This is a genomic window from Massilia sp. 01N410 (genome assembly GCF_056399665.1).
On the sequence record NZ_JBFTRV010000019.1, the window covers coordinates 100,370 to 116,840 of the forward strand.

Genomic DNA, 16,471 nt, shown 5'->3' on the forward strand with positions numbered 1-16,471 from the left:
CGGTCATGGGCATCCTGATCGCGCGCCTCGCAGGCGCCGCCTTGCTGTCGGCGGGATGGCTGCTGGGACCGGCCGCGGCCTGTGCCCAGGTGCCGGTGAAGGCGCCCGCCGTCGCGGCGGCGGCGGCCGGCGAGCGCATCTACCGCAGCGGCGTCACCCGCGACGGCACGGCGATCCGGGGTGTCGGGGCGAACGGCATCGTCCTGCAAGGCCAGGAAGCGGCGTGCGCACAATGCCACAGGCCGAGCGGCTTCGGCACCGCGGAGGGCGCCTTCGTGGTGCGGCCGATCACGGCGAACGACCTGTTCCAGGAGCGTGCCCCGGTCGCCGCCAGCCCGAGAATCGCCCATCAGCTCGGCAAGCCGCAGCGGCCGCCGTATGACGATGCGAGCCTGGCAAGGACCCTGCGAAGCGGTGTCGACATGCGTGGAGAGGCCCTGGGTGCGCTGATGCCGCGCTATGGGCTGTCGGCGGGCGAGCTGCGCGACCTCAGCGCCTACCTGCACACGCTCGGCGCGCCGCCGCCCGAAGGCGTCGACGACCGCGATGTGCATTTCGCGACCGTGATCCAGCCCGGCGTGCCGGCATCGCGGCGGGCCGCGCTGCTCGCGGTTTTCGACGCCTTCATCCGCGACAAGAACGCAGCGGTGCGTTCGGAACCGGCAAGACGCAGCGCCGGCGCCATGCGTATGCAACGTGCATATCGCCGCTGGGTGACGCATGTCTGGCAACTGGAGGGCCCGCCCGACGGCTGGGGCGAACAGCTCGAACGCTTCTACCGTGCGCAGCCGGTGTTTGCGCTGGTATCCGGACTGGGCGACCAGGACTGGACCCCGCTGCACCGGTTCAGCGAACGGCGCAGACTGCCCTGCATCTTGCCGCAGACCTTGTTGCCGGCCGCTGCGTTGCCGAACCGGTACACCATCTATTTTTCGGACGGCATCATCCTCGAGGCGGAGGGGCTGGCGCGCCACCTGGCCGGCACCCTGGCCCTTGGCCGCGTGACCCAGGTCTATCGCGGCGGCGACCCGCTGGCGGAGGCGGCCGCGGCGGCCCTGCGGCGGGCCTTGCCGTCCGGCCGCATCGAACTCGCCGACCAGGTGCTGGGGGACGATGCGCAGCCGGAGCGGCGGCTCGGCCGCCAGGGCGACATCGCCACGGTGGTCTGGCTGGATGGCGGACAGCTCGCAAGGTGGTCCCCGGCGCCGGAGGTGCCGGTCTACCTTTCCGGTTCACTGGCCCCGGCGGCCCCGCCGGGCTGGGAGCGCAGCTTGCTGGTCACGCGCTGGGACACGGGCGCCGCGCACGAGCGGCGCGTTCGGCGCGTGCGCGACTGGCTGCGGGCCCGCGCAATTCCCGACGGCGAGGAAGCGGTGCAGGTCGATGCCTTGTTCGCCCTGTCGATGATCGGCGAAGCCATGATGCACATGCTCGACAGCTTTTCCCGCGAGTACCTGGTCGAACTGGTCGAGCACAACGTCAACGTCACGGTGCTGCCCTCGATGTATCCGCATCTCAGCCTCGGCCGCGACATGCGCGTGGCCGCGCATGAAGTCTATGTGAGCGGCGAGACGGAGCCGGTGAGCGCGTCCGTGGCCGCTGCAGGCCCGTGAGCCTGCCGCTTGATGTCTCTTTGGAGGTCGCCATGTCAAAGTCCGATCGAGGCCGCGCCCCGTGCCGGTCGCTGGCCATCCTGGCGCTGGTTCTCGGCGCCGCAGGCACGCCGTGCCGGGCGCACGACCAGTCGAAAGCAGGCGCGGGCGTCCCGCTGCCGCCGCTCGCGAGGAGTGCGGGCCTGTACCGGCCGGCGCCGGCGCCGATCGTGCTGACCCGTGCCGACGGCAAGCGGACCCTGCTGGAGGACGAACTGGCCTTCGACGGCCCGGTCCTGCTGAACTTCGTGTTCACCACCTGCTCGACGGTATGCCCGATCGCCAGCCGCACCCTCTCGGAAGTACCGGCCAGGCTGCGGCGCGGCGAGCATGTCCGCATGATGTCGATTTCCCTCGATCCCTTGAACGACACGCCCGCGGCCTTGCGCGCCTATGCCGCGAAATTCGGCGCCGGCCCGGAGTGGCGCTTCTACACCGGCAGCGTCGACGCCAGCGCGGCCGCGCAGCGCGCGTTCGATCTGTTCCGGGGCGACAAGATGAACCATGCCGCCGTCACGCTGGTGCGGCCGGCCGGCGGGCGCTCCTGGGTGCGGCTGGAGGGCTTTCCGAGCGCCGACCAGCTGGTCGCGGAACTGCGGGGTAAATAAGGTAAACCCCGTAGCGGGAAATAGGGTGCGCCGCATAGGGGCGGCATGCGCCCGTTTTAGTACAGTGCCTGCATGCCGGTTCCAAAAAGCAGGCCTATCATGTATTCCCGTCCATACCGTCAACTGTGCAGTTCGCCGCTCCAGCCCGGCGCCGTCCGCATCGGGGGACGGTCATGAAGTTCCAGGCAAGGATCATCCGCGCCGGCGTGGACATCGCGACGCTCGACATCGACGCGATCGACCGCGACGACGCGGCGCGTCAGGTGCTGGCGCAGGGCCACGCCCTGCTGTCGCTGCGCAGCGCCGCCGCCTGGGGCAGGGTGTTCCGGCGCCGGCCGCCCCGCTTTCCGCTGTCCCTGTTCAGCCAGGAGCTGCTGGCCCTGCTCAGGGCGGGACTGGCGGTCGTCGAGGCGCTCGAAACCCTGGCCGACAAGGAAAGCAGGCCCGAGATCGCGCGCGTGCTGCGGCAGATGGTGGCCCTGCTGTACGAGGGCAGGCCGCTGTCCTATGCCATCGAGCATGGCGGCGCCGCGCTTCCCCCCCTGTATATCGCGACCCTGCGCGCCAGCGAGCGCACCGGGGCGCTGGAAGAGGCGCTCGGCCGCTACATCGACTACCAGGGCCAGGTCGACCGCCTGCGCCGGCATCTCGTCGGGGCCTCCATCTATCCGGTGGTGCTGGCAGTCGTCGGTGTGCTGGTGACGGTCTTCCTCATGATGTACGTCGTTCCCCGCTTCAGCATGGTCTATGCCGACATCGGCGGCGAACTGCCGTGGGCGTCCCGCTTGTTGATGACGGCAGGACAATTCCTTGGCGAAAATCGCCTGGGCATCCTGGCGGCCGGCGCCGCCTGCCTTGGCGGCGCGGTGTATGCCGCGCGGCTGGTGCCGGTGCGCGCCTGGTGCCAGCGCCGGGCGTGGCAGCTGCCGGCCATCGGCGCGCGCCTGCGCCTGTTCTACCTCTCGCGCGTGTACAGGACCCTCGGGATGCTGCTGCGCGGCGGTTTGCCGATCGGCACCGCGCTGCCGATGGTCAGCGATCTGCTGCAGATGCAGATGCGGGCCCAGCTGGCAATGGCGGCCCGGCATATCGGTGAAGGGCATGCGATCTCGCGCTCCATGGAGCATTTCGGCCTGACGACGCCGGTGGCGGTGCGCATGATGCGGGTGGGGGAGCGGACCGGGCAGATGGGCGAGATGATGGAGCGCATCGCCAGCTTCTACGAAGAAGAGCTGGCCCGCTGGATCGAGCAGTTCACCAAGCTGTTCGAGCCGATTCTGATGATCGTCATCGGTGCCATGATCGGCGGAATCGTGGTGCTGATGTACCTTCCGATCTTCGACCTCGCGGGGAACATCCAATGAACGCCGCCGTCATCGCCGATGCCGCCCGCGACCGGTTTTCGTCCGAAGAACTGCGCGCGGCGCGGCGGCAGGCGGGAGACATGCCGGGACGCGCCACCGAAATCCTGGAAGAGGCGGCGGGGCTGGACCCGCAGCGATTCCTCGGGCGGCTCGGGCGGACGCTGGGCTATGCGCCGGTCGACGCCACGACGCTTGCCACTTTCACGCCACTGTTCGACAGCATCGGTTTCCGCGACGCGAGCGAGCGCCGCTGCATGGCGATGCGGGATGCCGACGGTCTGCCGGTCGCCGTTACGGCCGATCCCCTGGCGCCGGGGCTGGCGGCCTGGGTCGAAACCCGCCTGCCGGCGGGCTTTGGCTGGCGCCTGGCGCATCGGCTCGACCTGCAGGCTTTCCTGCGGCGCCACGAGGAAACCCTGCGTGCCATGGACAGCATGGTCCCGCAGGCCGGCGCCGACGTCCAGGCCGACCAGGAGGCGGAAGAGCTGACCTTTCTTCGCATCAGCGAGCATGCCAGTCCAGTGGTCAAACTGGTCGATTCCACGCTGTACGATGCGGTCAGGCTGGGCGCGAGCGACATCCATCTCGAAACCGGGCATGCGGGCATGTCGATCAAGTACCGGGTCGACGGGGTGCTGACCCTTGCCGCCACGCTGGCGGGGGCGGACCAGGCCGAGCAGATCGTCTCGCGCGTCAAGGTGATGGCCGAACTCGACATCGCGGAACGCCGGGTGCCGCAGGATGGGCGTTTCAAGGTCACGGTGCGCCAGCGCCAGGTGGACTTCCGCGTCTCCATCATGCCCAGCATCTTCGGCGAGGATGCCGTCCTCCGGATCCTGGATAAACAGAGCCTGTCGGACCAGATGCGCGGCCTGCGGCTCGACAGCCTGGGCTTCGATGCCGACGCGGTCGCCATGATGCGCCGCCTGTCCGGTGTCCCCTACGGCATGGTGCTGGTGACCGGGCCGACCGGCAGCGGCAAGACCACCACGCTGTATGCCGCGATCGCGGAGATCAACCATGGGCTGGACAAGATCATCACGATCGAGGACCCGGTGGAATACCAGTTGCCAGGCGTGCTGCAGATTCCCGTCAACGAGAAGAAGGGACTCACCTTCGCGCGCGGCCTGCGCTCGATCCTGCGCCACGATCCGGACAAGATCATGGTGGGCGAGATCCGCGATGCCGAAACGGCGCAGATCGCGGTGCAGTCGGCGCTCACCGGTCACCTCGTCTTCACGACTGTCCACGCGAACAATGTCTTCGACGTGATCGGGCGCTTCATGCACATGGGGGTCGATCCCTACAGCTTCGTGTCGGCGCTGAACGGCGTGATCGCCCAGCGCCTGCTGCGGGTGAATTGTCCGGCCTGCAGCCGGCCGGTCGTCCCCGATCCGGCCCTGCTGGCGGAATCCGGCATCGACGGGTCGCGCGCGGCAGGCGCGCGCCTGATGGCGGGCTGCGGCTGCGGCGAGTGTCGCGGCACCGGATTCAGGGGCCGGCGCGCGATCGGCGAACTGCTGCTGCTGAATGACGAAATCAGGGAACTCATCGTCGCGCGGGCGCCGCTGCGCCTGATTCGCGAAGCCGCCGAGCGGAACGGTACACGCCAGTTGCGCGAGATCGCTGTCGATATCGCGCTGTCGGGCCAGACCACGTTGCAGGAGATTAATCGTGTCACCTTTGTCGTTCGTTGACTGGGACATCCGCGTTGGCCACGCCGCGGTCGGCGTGCGCCGCCGTCATTCCAGGCTGTCGCCGGGCGGCTGGCGGCGCAGCGAGACCGGCGGCGTGCTCCCGCACACCGGAGCCGGCGGCGCCGGCTTGCCCTGGGCGGCAGCGCTCGAAGCGCTGGCACTGCAGCTGGACAAACTGGGCCAGCCGGGCGGTCGCGCGCGCGTGGTCCTGGCCGACAGCATGGTGCGTTATGCAGTGCTGTCGAAGACCGCGGCGCTGGTGAACGAGGACGAGGAAGCTGTCTACATACGCCACCGGTTCAGCCAGCTCTACGATGCGGGCACGGCCGCCTGGGACATCCGGGTCGACCGCCGGCACGGCGAGCGGCCGCGCCTGGCCAGCGCCGTCGACCCGGACCTGATCGCGACGCTGGAGGAAGTGCTGCGCGAGCATGGCATCCGTCTGCGTTCCGTGGTGCCGGCCCTGGCGGACAGCGCCAACCGCCATCTGTCGCAGCTGACGGAGCCGGCGGGCTGGCTTCTGCTGCATGACGCCGGCAGCCTTGGCATGGCGCGCTGGGAGGAGGGCGCCTGGATCTGCGCCCGCAGCTTGCGCGTGACGCCCCAGTGGCATTCGGCGCTGGCGGACCTGCTGGCCCGCGAAGAGTGCCTGCATGACGGCCAGCGCGAAGCCGCCGTGGTGTATCTCGACGACGCCTCCCGCGCTACGGAGACGACGCCGGCGCCGGTGCCGGGCTGGCGCATCCTGCTCCTGGGCGGTGCCGGCGATGTGGAGGGAGCGGCATGAAGCGCATGCGCCTGCTTCGGCTGGACCACGGGCATCACGCACCGCGCTGGCTGCGGGCGCCCGCGCTGGCCCTCGCCGCGGCGCTGCTGGCTTGCGCGGCGCAGGGATTGTATGCCTTCCGGCTGGCGGAGTCGGCCCTGCAACTCCAGCAACTGGAAGAGGCGCGCCTGCAGGTGGCCGGACACGGCGCGCCGAAGCAGGGCCAGGAGCGAGCGCGCAAACGCCTGGCGCCTTCCGACGAGACGCTGGCCGCGCAGCTGCGTGCGGAACTCGCGAAGCCCTGGGAGCGCCTGTTTTCGGCGATCGAGGACAACACCGGACCAGACGTCAGCCTGCTGTCGCTGACCCCGACGCCGGGACGGCCGCAGCTGCAGCTCGGCGGGGAGGCGCGCAGCATGGCGGCGCTCCTGGCCTTCCTGAAACGACTGCAGGAGAGCGGCGCCTATCCGGGCGTGTACCTGCGCGAACACCATGTCGATCCGGCCGATCCCCGGCAAGCGGTCAGGTTTTCGATGGAATTGAGATGGGAGAGAAGCATATGAGCATTTCCGCCTTCATTGCCCAGGCTCGTACGGGGCCGCGGCCAGTGCGATCCCGGCACGAGGTCCTGGCCGCCCGGCTGGCCGCGCTGCGGCAGCATCTGCTCCTGTTGCGGAGCCGGCTCGGCCCCCAGGGAATGGCAGCGATCCTGCTGGCGTTCGCCGCGGCGTCGCTGTATCCCTTGTCGATCGCGCCTTCGCTGGACGCGATCGCGGCCACCCGGCAGCGCCTGAGCGTACCCCGTCCCCAGCGGCCGGCGATCGTCGATCCCGTGCCTGCGGACGGCATCGAGCGGCTGCGCAGCGCGCTCGCCGACGAGCGCCAGTTCCCGGACCGGCTCGACCGCCTGGTGGGCTATGCGGGCGAATACGGTTTGTCCCTGAATGACGGTGCGTATTCGGTCGCCAGGGAGGCGCGCGGACAGATCGTGCGCTATGAGGTGACGCTGCCCTTGCATGGAAGCTATCCGCAGGTGCGGCGCTTCCTGTCCGCCGTATTGTCGCGGGAGCGGGCCGTGGCCCTGCTCGATGTGCAGTTCCGCCGCGCGAAGCTCAGCGATCCGGCCCTCGATGCGACCGTCAGGCTTGCCTATTTCATGAGGCCGGCGCCGTGATCGCCACTCTGCACAAGCATCGCCGCGCCGGCTTGAATCTCGTGCTCGCCGCGCTGCTGGCGGCCTGCTGGAGTCCCGAGACGGTATCCGAGCCGGTCCGGCGGACCGCGCGGGCGGCGCCGCGAGCCGCGCCTGTGGCAAGGACCGTACCCGGCGCGCCGCCGCCATCCGTACCGCAGGCTGCGGCACCCGCCGACCCGCCACCCGTCATGAAAGCCGAGATCGCCGATCCGTTTGCGGCGACCAACTGGTCGGCTCCCGCGACTCCCCCGCCCGCCGCCGAAGCCGGCCCGAAGCAAGCCGCCGCTGCGCCGCCGGCGCCGCCGCCGGCCCCCTCGGCGCCGCCCAATCCCTTCGTCTACGTGGGCAGCTACAAGGATGGGGCGCAGCAGGTGGTGATGCTGATGCGCGGCGAGCAGCTGCTGCTGATCCAGCAAGGGGAGACGATCGACAACACCTACCGGCTGGAGCGGATCCTGCCGGGCGGGCTCGTCATGACTTACCTGCCGCTCCAGTTGCGCCAGTCCGTTCCCATTACCGACCCGGTTTGAGGCCACCCCATGATTACCTCGCATGTCCGCCGCCTGACCGTCCTGTGCAGCACTGTCGGCTTGTTGCTGGGTGGCTGCGCCGCCGAGCGCCTCCAGCGCGAGGGCATGCAGCTGATAGGGTCAGGCAAGCCGGAAGAAGGCTTGCACAAGCTCGAGGAGGCGAGCGCGCTGGAGCCGGGCAACGCCGCCTATCGTGCCAATCTGCTGCGCCAGAAGGCCGATACCGTCGCGGGCATGCTCGAAAAAGCGGATGCGGCGCGCGCAGCCCATCGCGACCAGCTCGCGCGCGAGCTGTATGCGCGGATCTTGCGGATCGCTCCCATGGACGGCGGCGCCCGGGCCGGGCTCGAGGCCCTGGACCGCGAACAGCGGCATGCCGCCTGGCTCGACGCCGCGGCCGCCGCCCTGAAGAACAACGACGTCGACGCGGCCCAGGTATATATCCACCGCATCCTGCTCGAGAACGAGCGGCACGCCGGGGCCCGGACCCTTCAGCGCCAGCTGGACGAGCAGCGCGCCAACATCTTGGCGTCGGGAACGGGTTTGAACGCCAAGTTCCGCCGCCCCGTGACCCTGCAGTTTCGCGACGCGACCCTGAAAGTGGTTTTCGAAGCCCTGGCGAGGTCCAGCGGCATCAACGTCCTGCTGGACAAGGAAGTCAAGACCGATACCAAGATCTCGATCTTCGTCAAGGACATCGCCGTCGCGGATGCCGTCGACCTCATCCTCTTGCAGACCCAGCTGGAGAAGAAGCTGCTGAGCGATAACACCATCCTCGTCTACCAGAACACTGCAGCCAAGATCAAGGAGTTCCAGGACCTGAAGATCCGCAGCTTTCATCTGGTCAACGCGGACGCCAAGCAGCTCGTCACGATGATCAAGACGCTGCTGAAGACCAAGGACATCTTCGTCCACGAGAAGACCAATTCCATCATCATGCGCGACACGCCGGACGTGATCGAGCTGGCCGGCCGGCTGGTCGAGGACCAGGACATCGCCGACCCGGAAGTGATGCTGGAGGTCGAGGTGCTCGAGGTCGGCCGGTCCAAGCTGTCGGAGATCGGCGTGAACTACCCGTCGTCGCTGAACTTCTCGCTCCAGGCCAACGGCCTGGCTGCGGGCCTGCCGGTCGAGTCCTTCCGGCATATCAATGGCGACAACATCATCGTCAGTCCGGTACCGGCGCTTACTTTGAACATGTTGTGGCAGGACGGGGATTCGAACCTGCTGGCCAGTCCCAGGATCCGTGCGCGCAACCACGAAAAGGCGAAGGTCATGATCGGCGACCGGGTTCCCGTGATCACCAATGCAATCACGCCGGTATCGACCGGGACGCCGGTGGTGACCGGGAACGTCCAGTACCTCGACGTGGGGCTGAAGCTCGAGGTCGAGCCGGAGATCCACCTGGATAACGACGTCAGCATCAAGGTCAACCTCGAGGTCAGCTCGATCGTGAAGGAAGTACAGAACACGGTGTCGGGCACGCTGGCCTACCAGGTCGGTACCCGCAATGCGACCACCGTCCTGCGCCTGAAGGATGGCGAGACGCAAATTCTCGCCGGCCTGATCAACGACGAAGACCGCGACAGCGCAAGCCGCATCCCGGGCCTGGGCAGCCTGCCGGTGCTCGGCTCGCTGTTCTCGAGCCGGAAGAACGACAAGCGCAAGACGGAGATCGTGCTGTCGATTACGCCCCACGTCGTCGGCGGCAGGCGCAGCGTCGACGCCCGCAGCGCGGAATTCTGGGCCGGCACCGAAGCGAGTCCGCGCAACGGCACACTGCTGGCGCGATCCTTCGGCCAGGTCAGCACGTCGGCAACGGGCAGCCGCCCGGGGCCGCACACGGCGCTGGTTCCGGGCCAGCCCTCGGCGCCGCCGCCGCCGGCCGTGCCATCGGGACAACCGGTGGTGCTGACATGGCAGGGTCCGAGCCAGGCCAAGGTGGGCGAAAAGGTCAGCGTCACGCTCAATGCCCAGAGCGCGCAGGCCGTGAAATCGCTGGCGCTGGTACTCGAATACGATCCGGCGGTGTTGCGTCCGGTGGACGTCAGCGAAGGCAATTTCGTGACCCAGGCGGGAGCGCCGTCCCAGTTTTCCAAGAACCTGGGGGCCGGCAACGGCCAGATCGCGATCAGCCTTGCGAACGCCGGCACGGCCGGCTCGAGCGGGGCGGGCAGTGTCGTCAGCGCCACCTTCGAGGTGCTCGCGAGCGCGCCGCAGACCCAGATCAAGGCCGGCGGCGCAACCGGCACGGACGCGGGCGGCCAGGCCCTGCCGGTGAATGCGACGGCGCCGCTGTCGCTGGAGACCTCGCTATGAGCCGCGGTTTTACCCTGATCGAGATGGTCATCACGCTCGCCATCGTCGGCCTCCTCGCAAGCCTTGCCTTCCCGATGGCGGAACTGGCGGTGCGGCGTGAACGCGAGGCCGAACTGCGGCGCGTGCTGATCGACATGCGGGAGGCGATCGACGCCTACCACCGGGCGGTCGAGGAGGGGAGGATCATCCGTTCGGCACGCAGTTCGGGCTATCCGCCCAGCCTCAAGGTCCTCGTGGAGGGCGAGCGCGACGCGGCCGACCCGAACGGCAAGGCGCGCCTCTATTTCCTTCGCAGCATTCCGCGGGATCCGATGGCAAGCGATCCCGCGCTCGATAACGATGCGACCTGGGCAAAACGCGAATACGCGAGCAGCGCCGACGAGCCGCGCGAGGGCGAGGATGTATTCGACGTCCACTCGCGCAGCGAAGCGGTGGGCATCAACGGTGTTCCTTACAGGCGGTGGTGATCGTCATGAGACCATGCAAGTGCCGGAAAATGGGATTCACGCTGGTGGAGCTCCTGGTTGTGCTGAGCATCATCTCGCTGCTCCTGACGATAGGCGTTCCCCGCTATTTCCACAGCGTCGACCTGTCGCGCGAGCAAGTGTTGCGTGCCGACCTCGCCGCGATGCGTCACGTTCTCGATAAGTACTACGAAGACCATGGCGTGTACCCGGAGACCCTTGCTGAGCTCGTCAGCATGCATTATCTGCGCGCGATTCCGGTGGACCCCTTGACCGGCAAGGCCGACAGCTGGGTGGCGGTGCCGCCGGATACCCCTGAAAAGGGCGGCGTCGCCGATCTGCACAGCGGGGCCGAGGGCAAGGCTCTGGACGGCAGCATCTATGGAGACTGGTGATGGTGTTCCCGCGTGCTTCCTTGCGTCCCCGCGCCCGCGAAGGCGGATTTGCCTATCTCATGGTCCTGATCATGGTTGCCGGCATCGGTGTTTCTATGGTCAAGCTGGTGGATGGATGGCATGATAGTGTCCAGCGCGAGCGCGAGAAGCAACTCCTGTTCGCCGGTCACCAGATCCGCAGCGCGATCATCCACTATTACGAGCATGCGCCGCCGCAGGCGGTGAAATTTCCCATGGCGCTGGCGGATCTGTTGCGCGATCCCCGCCAGCCGGGCACCGTCCGCCATTTGCGTGAAGTCTACCGCGACCCCATGACGGGAAACGACGACTGGGGCCTCGTCAAGAGCGCCGCCGGGGAGATCATGGGCGTCTATAGCCGCGCTGCTGGCGTCCCGCTGAAACAGGGGAACTTCCGGCTGGCCGACCGCGCATTTGCCGGCGCGCGCAGTTATGGCGATTGGGTTTTCGTTTTCGCACCCGGACGTTATACCGCATTGTCGCAGAGGCCCGCATCACAATAACGAGACAGGAGTTGACATGGAAAAGATCGGAAAGATCATGATTGTCGAAAACCATGCGCTGCTGCGCGCCGGCATGCGTTCGCTGATCTCGATGGACCCGACGCTGGAGGTGGTCGGCGACCTCGGGAACGCGAAGGACGCGATCGCGGCGCTGCGGACCATGAGTCCGGACCTGATCCTGATGGACATCTCGATGCCGGGCATGAGCGGCATCGAAGCCGTCATCGACATCAAGAAGCGCTACCCGCGGATCCGGATCATCATCGTCACCATCCATCGTGCCGACGAGTACATTCATTCGAGCCTGCGTGCCGGCGCCGACGGCTACCTGCTGAAAGACGCCACCCATGAAGAGCTCCAGGTGGCCATCCGCAGCGTGCTGTCGGGCAAGACTTACCTGAGTCCCGACGTTTCCGGTGAAGTCATCCAGCGCTACCTGAATGCAGGGCGCGAAGCTTCCGCGACGCCGCTCGGCGACCTGACCCACCGCGAGCGCCAGGTGCTGAAACTGATTGCCGAAGGCCACACGAACAAATACATCGCGGACTACTTCACACTGAGCGTCAAGACCGTCGAGAAGCACCGCTCGAACCTGATGCAGAAACTGGACATGCACAATGCTTCAGCCCTCACGGCCTTCGCCATCGACCAGGGACTGCTGGGGCACACGTTTGGGGAGCATTGATGCCATGGGACGACATGCCAGGTTCGCCGTGGCGTGGTCGATTGCCGGTGTGGCATCGACCGCTTGCGCCGATGTCTATACCTACGTGGGCAGCGACAATATCGTCGTACTGACCAACTCCCGTCCGCAGAACCAGAAAGCGGAGGTACTGGTGGCAGAGCGTGCGGCGGCCGTGCGCGCGTCCGGAGGACAGGCCGGCCCGTCGCGGCCGCGGTCCCGCTACGACGGCATCATCGATGCCGCCGCCCAGGCCTTCGGACTCGATGGCGCGCTGCTGCATGCGGTCATCGCGGTCGAATCCGGCTACAACGTGCAGGCACGTTCCAGCCGCGGCGCTTCCGGCCTGATGCAGTTGATGCCGGACACCGCACGGGTCTTCGGTACGGCCGACGTCTTCGATCCGGCCCAGAACGTCAATGGCGGCGCCCGTTATCTCCGCTATCTGCTCGACAAGTACGACAACCAGCTCGATATCGTCCTTGCGGCTTACAATGCGGGCGAGAAAGCGCTGCTCAAGTATGGGCGGAAGGTTCCGCCGTTCAAGGAAACCCTGCGCTATGTGGAGCAGGTGCAATCGCGCTACCGCTCGAATCGCGATGCGCGGGACGCAGATGCTCCGGCCGGGGCATCGGATCGGCGATAGGGGTCCTGGCTGAATGACCGTGGCGCTGGACGAAGCAAGGCCTTCGACCGGCGGGCCCGGCGGATTTGGTACACTGCGCCTTTTTGCATTGACGACGATGTCCGTATCCGCCGAGCTGCGCGCAGGCGCACTGATCCACCTGCTTGAAACGGACCCGCGCAGCAAATGCGATGGCGTAGCGGCGCTGGCGCAAGCCTGGGCGTCCGGCACCCTCGCACTCGACGCCGCCGCCGTCTTCGAGCCGGAAGGCGCGATTCCCGGCCGCCCCGCCAAACCCGAGCTGGTGCCGCCGCGCCTGGTCGGCCGCCGCTCGATGGTCACGCCGGAGGGCCGTGCGATGCTGGTCCACGCCCTGGCCCATATCGAGTTCAACGCCATCAACCTGGCCCTGGACGCCGTCTGGCGCTTTCCCGGCATGCCGGCGGACTACTACGCCGACTGGCTGCGGGTGGCGAAGGAAGAGGCCTATCACTTCTCGCTGCTGGACGCCCACCTGGGTACGCTCGGCCATGCCTACGGCGACTTTCCCGGCCACGACAGCCTGTGGGAGATGGTGGCGAAGACCCGCGGCGACATCCTCGCGCGCATGGCCCTGGTGCCGCGCACCCTGGAAGCGCGCGGGCTGGACGCGATCCCGCCGCTGCGCGCCAAGCTGGCCCAGGCCGGCGACATCGCGGCGGCCGACATCCTCGACATCATCCTGCGCGACGAGGTCGGCCACGTCGAGATCGGCAACCGCTGGTACCTGGGCCTGTGCGCCGAGCGCGGCCTGGAGCCGGTCTCCACCTACGAGCAGCTGGCGGTACACTACAAGGCACCGGTGCTGAAGGGGCCGTTCAACCTGGACGCGCGCCGCCGCGCCGGTTTTACCGAGGCGGAACTCGCGCGCTATCGTGGCGACAGCGTTTCCTTCGACGCCTGAGAATAGAAAGATGGACGAGGCAGGCGACAGCAGTCATCCGCGCGGTTTCCTGCTGACCCGGCACTGGCGCGACCTGGACGCCGGCGTCGAGCTGGAGTTCTGGCTGGCGACCGAGGACGGTCCGCGCCGCGTGCGCGTGCCGGGCCAGCGCGCGGTCGCCTTCATCCCGGCCGAGCAGCGCGAAGCCGCCGAATTCGTCCTGCGCGGCGAAAAGGGCTGGGAGTTGCGCGAACTGGCGCTGACCGACTTCCACCACCGTCCGGTGCTCGGGCTCTACTGCCGCCACTACCGCAAGCTGCTGGCACTGGAAAAGCGCCTGCGCCAGCATGGCGTCGACGTCTACGAGGCTGACGTGCGTCCGCCCGAACGCTACCTGATGGAGCGCTTCATCAGCGCGCCGGTGCTGTTTGCCGGCGCGCCGGCGGCGGGCGACCCGCAGCTGCTGCTCGACGGGCACTTGAGGCCCGACGGCGACTATCGTCCGGCGATCCGCACCGTTTCGCTGGACATCGAGACCACCATGCAGGGCGAGCTGCGCTCGATCGCGCTGGAAGGCTGCGGCCAGCGCCAGGTCTACATGCTGGGGCCGCCCAATGGCGATCCCTCCGGCCTCGATTTCGCCTACGAGGTCTGCGAGAGCCGCCTGGTCCTGCTGGACCGGCTGGAGGCGTGGTTCCGGACCCACGATCCGGATGCCGTGATCGGCTGGAACCTGGTGCAGTTCGACCTGAGGGTGCTGCAGAAGCATGCCGAGGGCCTGCGCCATCCGCTGCGGCTGGGACGCGGCGGCGCGGCGATGGAATGGCGCGAGCACGGCGGCAAGCAGGAGCATTATTTCGTGCAGATCCCGGGCCGCCTGGTCATTGACGGCATCGAGGCGCTGCGCTCGGCTACCTGGAGCTTTCCCTCCTTCAGCCTGGAATCGGTGGCGCAAAGCCTGCTGGGCGAGGGCAAGGAGATCGACAATCCCTACGACCGCATGGCCTCGATCGACCGCATGTTCGAGGAGGACAAGCCGGCCCTGGCCCGCTACAACCTGAAGGACTGCGAACTCGTCACGCGCATCTTCGACAAGACCGGATTGATGCACTTCCTGCTGGAGCGCGCCAGCGTGACCGGGCTGGCGGCCGACCGCAGCGGCGGCTCGGTGGCGGCCTTCGAGCACTCCTATATCCCGCTGATGCACCGCCAGGGTTTCGTCGCCCCCAACATCGGCGACGTGGCGGGCGCCGACAGCCCCGGCGGCTTCGTGATGGATTCGCGCTCCGGCCTCTACGACTCGGTGCTGGTGCTCGACTATAAAAGCCTGTACCCGTCCATCATCCGCACCTTCCTGATCGATCCGGTCGGCCTGGTCGTGGGGCTGGCCGAGCCGGAGGAAGCCACCGTGCCGGGCTTTCGAGGCGGGCGCTTCTCGCGCACCCGGCACTGCCTGCCCGGCATCGTGACGCGCGTGTGGGCGGGCAGGGAAGCGGCCAAGCGCGAAAAGAACGCGCCGCTGTCGCAGGCGCTGAAGATCATCATGAACGCCTTCTACGGGGTGCTGGGCACCACCGCCTGCCGCTTCTTCGATCCGCGCCTGGCCTCGTCGATCACGATGCGCGGCCACCAGATCATGCACCGCACCCGCGAGCTGATCGAAGAGCGCGGCTACCAGGTGATCTACGGCGACACCGACTCGACCTTCGTCTGGCTGGGGCGCGCCCACGCGGACGACGACGCGCTGCGGATCGGCCGCGAGCTGGTCGACCACGTCAACCGCTGGTGGCGCGAGACCCTGCGCGACGAGCTGGGGCTGGAGAGCGCGCTGGAGCTGGAATACGACGTCCACTTCCGGCGCTTCCTGATGCCGACCGTGCGCGGCTCCGACGAGGGCAGCAAGAAGCGCTACGCCGGCCTGGCGACCGGTGCCGACGGCAGCGACGAGATGGTCTACAAGGGCCTGGAGACGGTGCGTACCGACTGGACCCCGCTGGCCCAGCAGTTCCAGCAAGGACTGTACGAGCGCATCTTCAAGGAGCAGCCCTACGAGGACTACGTGCGCGACTACGTGGCGTGCACCCTGGGCGGCGAATTCGAGGAACTGCTGGTGTACAGGAAGCGCCTGCGCCGCGCGCTGGACGAATACGAACGCAACGTCCCGCCGCACGTGCGCGCGGCGCGCATCGCCGATGAGTTCCACATCCGGCAAGGGCGGCCGGCGCAGTACCGCAACGGCGGCTGGATCCGTTATGTGATGACGACCGCCGGGCCGGAGCCGCTCGACGTCCGCGAGTCGGGGGCGGGGGCGCCGATCGACTACGAGCACTATCTGACCAGGCAGCTGGAGCCGGTGGCGGATGCGATCTTGCCGTTCATGGGGGATAGTTTCGGGCGCTTGACCAGTCCGCAGGGGGCTTTGTTTTAGGCGCTGTTCGCGCCAAGTGTGGAATCTTTTCTGCAAGCCTGCGGTCCAATGTCGACCTGAACCGTTGATGGAGGCAGCATGCAAGCACGGCAGTTCGAACAGTTCCTGCAACGCCTGTCCAGCCTGACGCGGCGCCAGCGCGACCGCCTGCTCGACCTGCTGCAATCGGCGGCCGGCCTCGACCGTGTACTCGAGATCGTCGAGCAACCCGGCATGCCACTCTGCTGCCCGCACTGCCAGGCCGACAAACCCTWTCGCCACGGCCATGCGCACGGACTGCAGCGCTACCGCTGCCGTAGCTGC

Annotated in this window: 17 protein-coding genes; all 17 read left to right on the forward strand. The window is 67.9% G+C overall.

Annotated features, from left to right (window positions below):
* Nucleotides 1-5 precede the first annotated feature (5 nt).
* Entirely contained in the window at nt 6-1,613 is a 1,608-nt protein-coding gene (locus AC1DOP_RS21960; protein WP_477253358.1) for a c-type cytochrome, read from the forward strand.
* A gap of 32 nt (nt 1,614-1,645) precedes the next feature.
* On the forward strand, nt 1,646-2,260 hold the full coding sequence (locus tag AC1DOP_RS21965) for an SCO family protein (RefSeq protein ID WP_477253360.1): 615 nt from the start codon (nt 1,646-1,648) through the stop codon (nt 2,258-2,260).
* 173 nt (nt 2,261-2,433) lie between these two features.
* On the forward strand, nt 2,434-3,624 hold the full coding sequence (locus AC1DOP_RS21970; RefSeq protein ID WP_442123250.1) for a type II secretion system F family protein: 1,191 nt from the start codon (nt 2,434-2,436) through the stop codon (nt 3,622-3,624).
* Nucleotides 3,621-5,321: a GspE/PulE family protein gene (locus AC1DOP_RS21975; protein ID WP_442123249.1), complete on the forward strand. Its 1,701-nt coding sequence runs from the start codon at nt 3,621-3,623 to the stop codon at nt 5,319-5,321. The genes AC1DOP_RS21970 and AC1DOP_RS21975 overlap by 4 nt, the downstream gene beginning before the upstream one ends.
* Nucleotides 5,299-6,108 (forward strand): hypothetical protein, encoded by an 810-nt coding sequence (locus AC1DOP_RS21980; RefSeq protein WP_442123248.1) that lies wholly within the window; start codon nt 5,299-5,301, stop codon nt 6,106-6,108. Before AC1DOP_RS21975 ends, AC1DOP_RS21980 begins: the two co-directional genes overlap by 23 nt.
* Nucleotides 6,109-6,113: 5 nt before the next feature.
* The gene (locus AC1DOP_RS21985) at nt 6,114-6,650 is read left to right on the forward strand and encodes a PilN domain-containing protein (RefSeq protein ID WP_442123247.1); all 537 of its coding nucleotides are present in this window, start codon (nt 6,114-6,116) and stop codon (nt 6,648-6,650) included.
* A complete protein-coding gene (locus AC1DOP_RS21990) occupies nt 6,647-7,261 on the forward strand; it encodes a hypothetical protein (RefSeq protein ID WP_442123246.1) in 615 nt (204 codons plus the stop codon). Before AC1DOP_RS21985 ends, AC1DOP_RS21990 begins: the two co-directional genes overlap by 4 nt.
* A 134-nt stretch (nt 7,262-7,395) precedes the next feature.
* Nucleotides 7,396-7,812 carry a hypothetical protein gene (locus tag AC1DOP_RS21995; protein ID WP_442123245.1) on the forward strand — a complete coding sequence of 139 codons (417 nt, stop codon included), beginning with the start codon at nt 7,396-7,398 and terminating at the stop codon, nt 7,810-7,812.
* Nucleotides 7,813-7,821: 9 nt separating this feature from the next.
* Complete coding sequence (locus AC1DOP_RS22000) at nt 7,822-10,131, forward strand: cohesin domain-containing protein (RefSeq protein WP_442123244.1); 2,310 nt, start codon at nt 7,822-7,824, stop codon at nt 10,129-10,131.
* Complete coding sequence (locus tag AC1DOP_RS22005) at nt 10,128-10,598, forward strand: type II secretion system protein (protein ID WP_477253365.1); 471 nt, start codon at nt 10,128-10,130, stop codon at nt 10,596-10,598. Before AC1DOP_RS22000 ends, AC1DOP_RS22005 begins: the two co-directional genes overlap by 4 nt.
* Nucleotides 10,599-10,627: 29 nt before the next feature.
* Complete coding sequence (locus AC1DOP_RS22010; protein WP_442123242.1) at nt 10,628-10,990, forward strand: type II secretion system protein; 363 nt, start codon at nt 10,628-10,630, stop codon at nt 10,988-10,990.
* Entirely contained in the window at nt 10,990-11,511 is a 522-nt protein-coding gene (locus AC1DOP_RS22015) for a type II secretion system protein (RefSeq protein ID WP_442123241.1), read from the forward strand. Before AC1DOP_RS22010 ends, AC1DOP_RS22015 begins: the two co-directional genes overlap by 1 nt.
* Nucleotides 11,512-11,527: 16 nt before the next feature.
* Complete coding sequence (locus AC1DOP_RS22020; protein ID WP_442123240.1) at nt 11,528-12,196, forward strand: response regulator; 669 nt, start codon at nt 11,528-11,530, stop codon at nt 12,194-12,196.
* Between the two features lie 4 nt (nt 12,197-12,200).
* A complete protein-coding gene (locus AC1DOP_RS22025) occupies nt 12,201-12,839 on the forward strand; it encodes a lytic transglycosylase domain-containing protein (RefSeq protein WP_477253368.1) in 639 nt (212 codons plus the stop codon).
* 97 nt (nt 12,840-12,936) lie between these two features.
* A complete protein-coding gene (locus tag AC1DOP_RS22030) occupies nt 12,937-13,761 on the forward strand; it encodes a ferritin-like domain-containing protein (protein WP_442123238.1) in 825 nt (274 codons plus the stop codon).
* Nucleotides 13,762-13,771: 10 nt separating this feature from the next.
* Nucleotides 13,772-16,168, forward strand: coding sequence for a DNA polymerase II (locus AC1DOP_RS22035; protein WP_477253370.1), 2,397 nt, complete (start codon nt 13,772-13,774; stop codon nt 16,166-16,168).
* A gap of 78 nt (nt 16,169-16,246) precedes the next feature.
* Nucleotides 16,247-16,471: IS1/IS1595 family N-terminal zinc-binding domain-containing protein (locus tag AC1DOP_RS22040; RefSeq protein WP_477253372.1), on the forward strand; the 225-nt coding region annotated here is incomplete at its 3' end.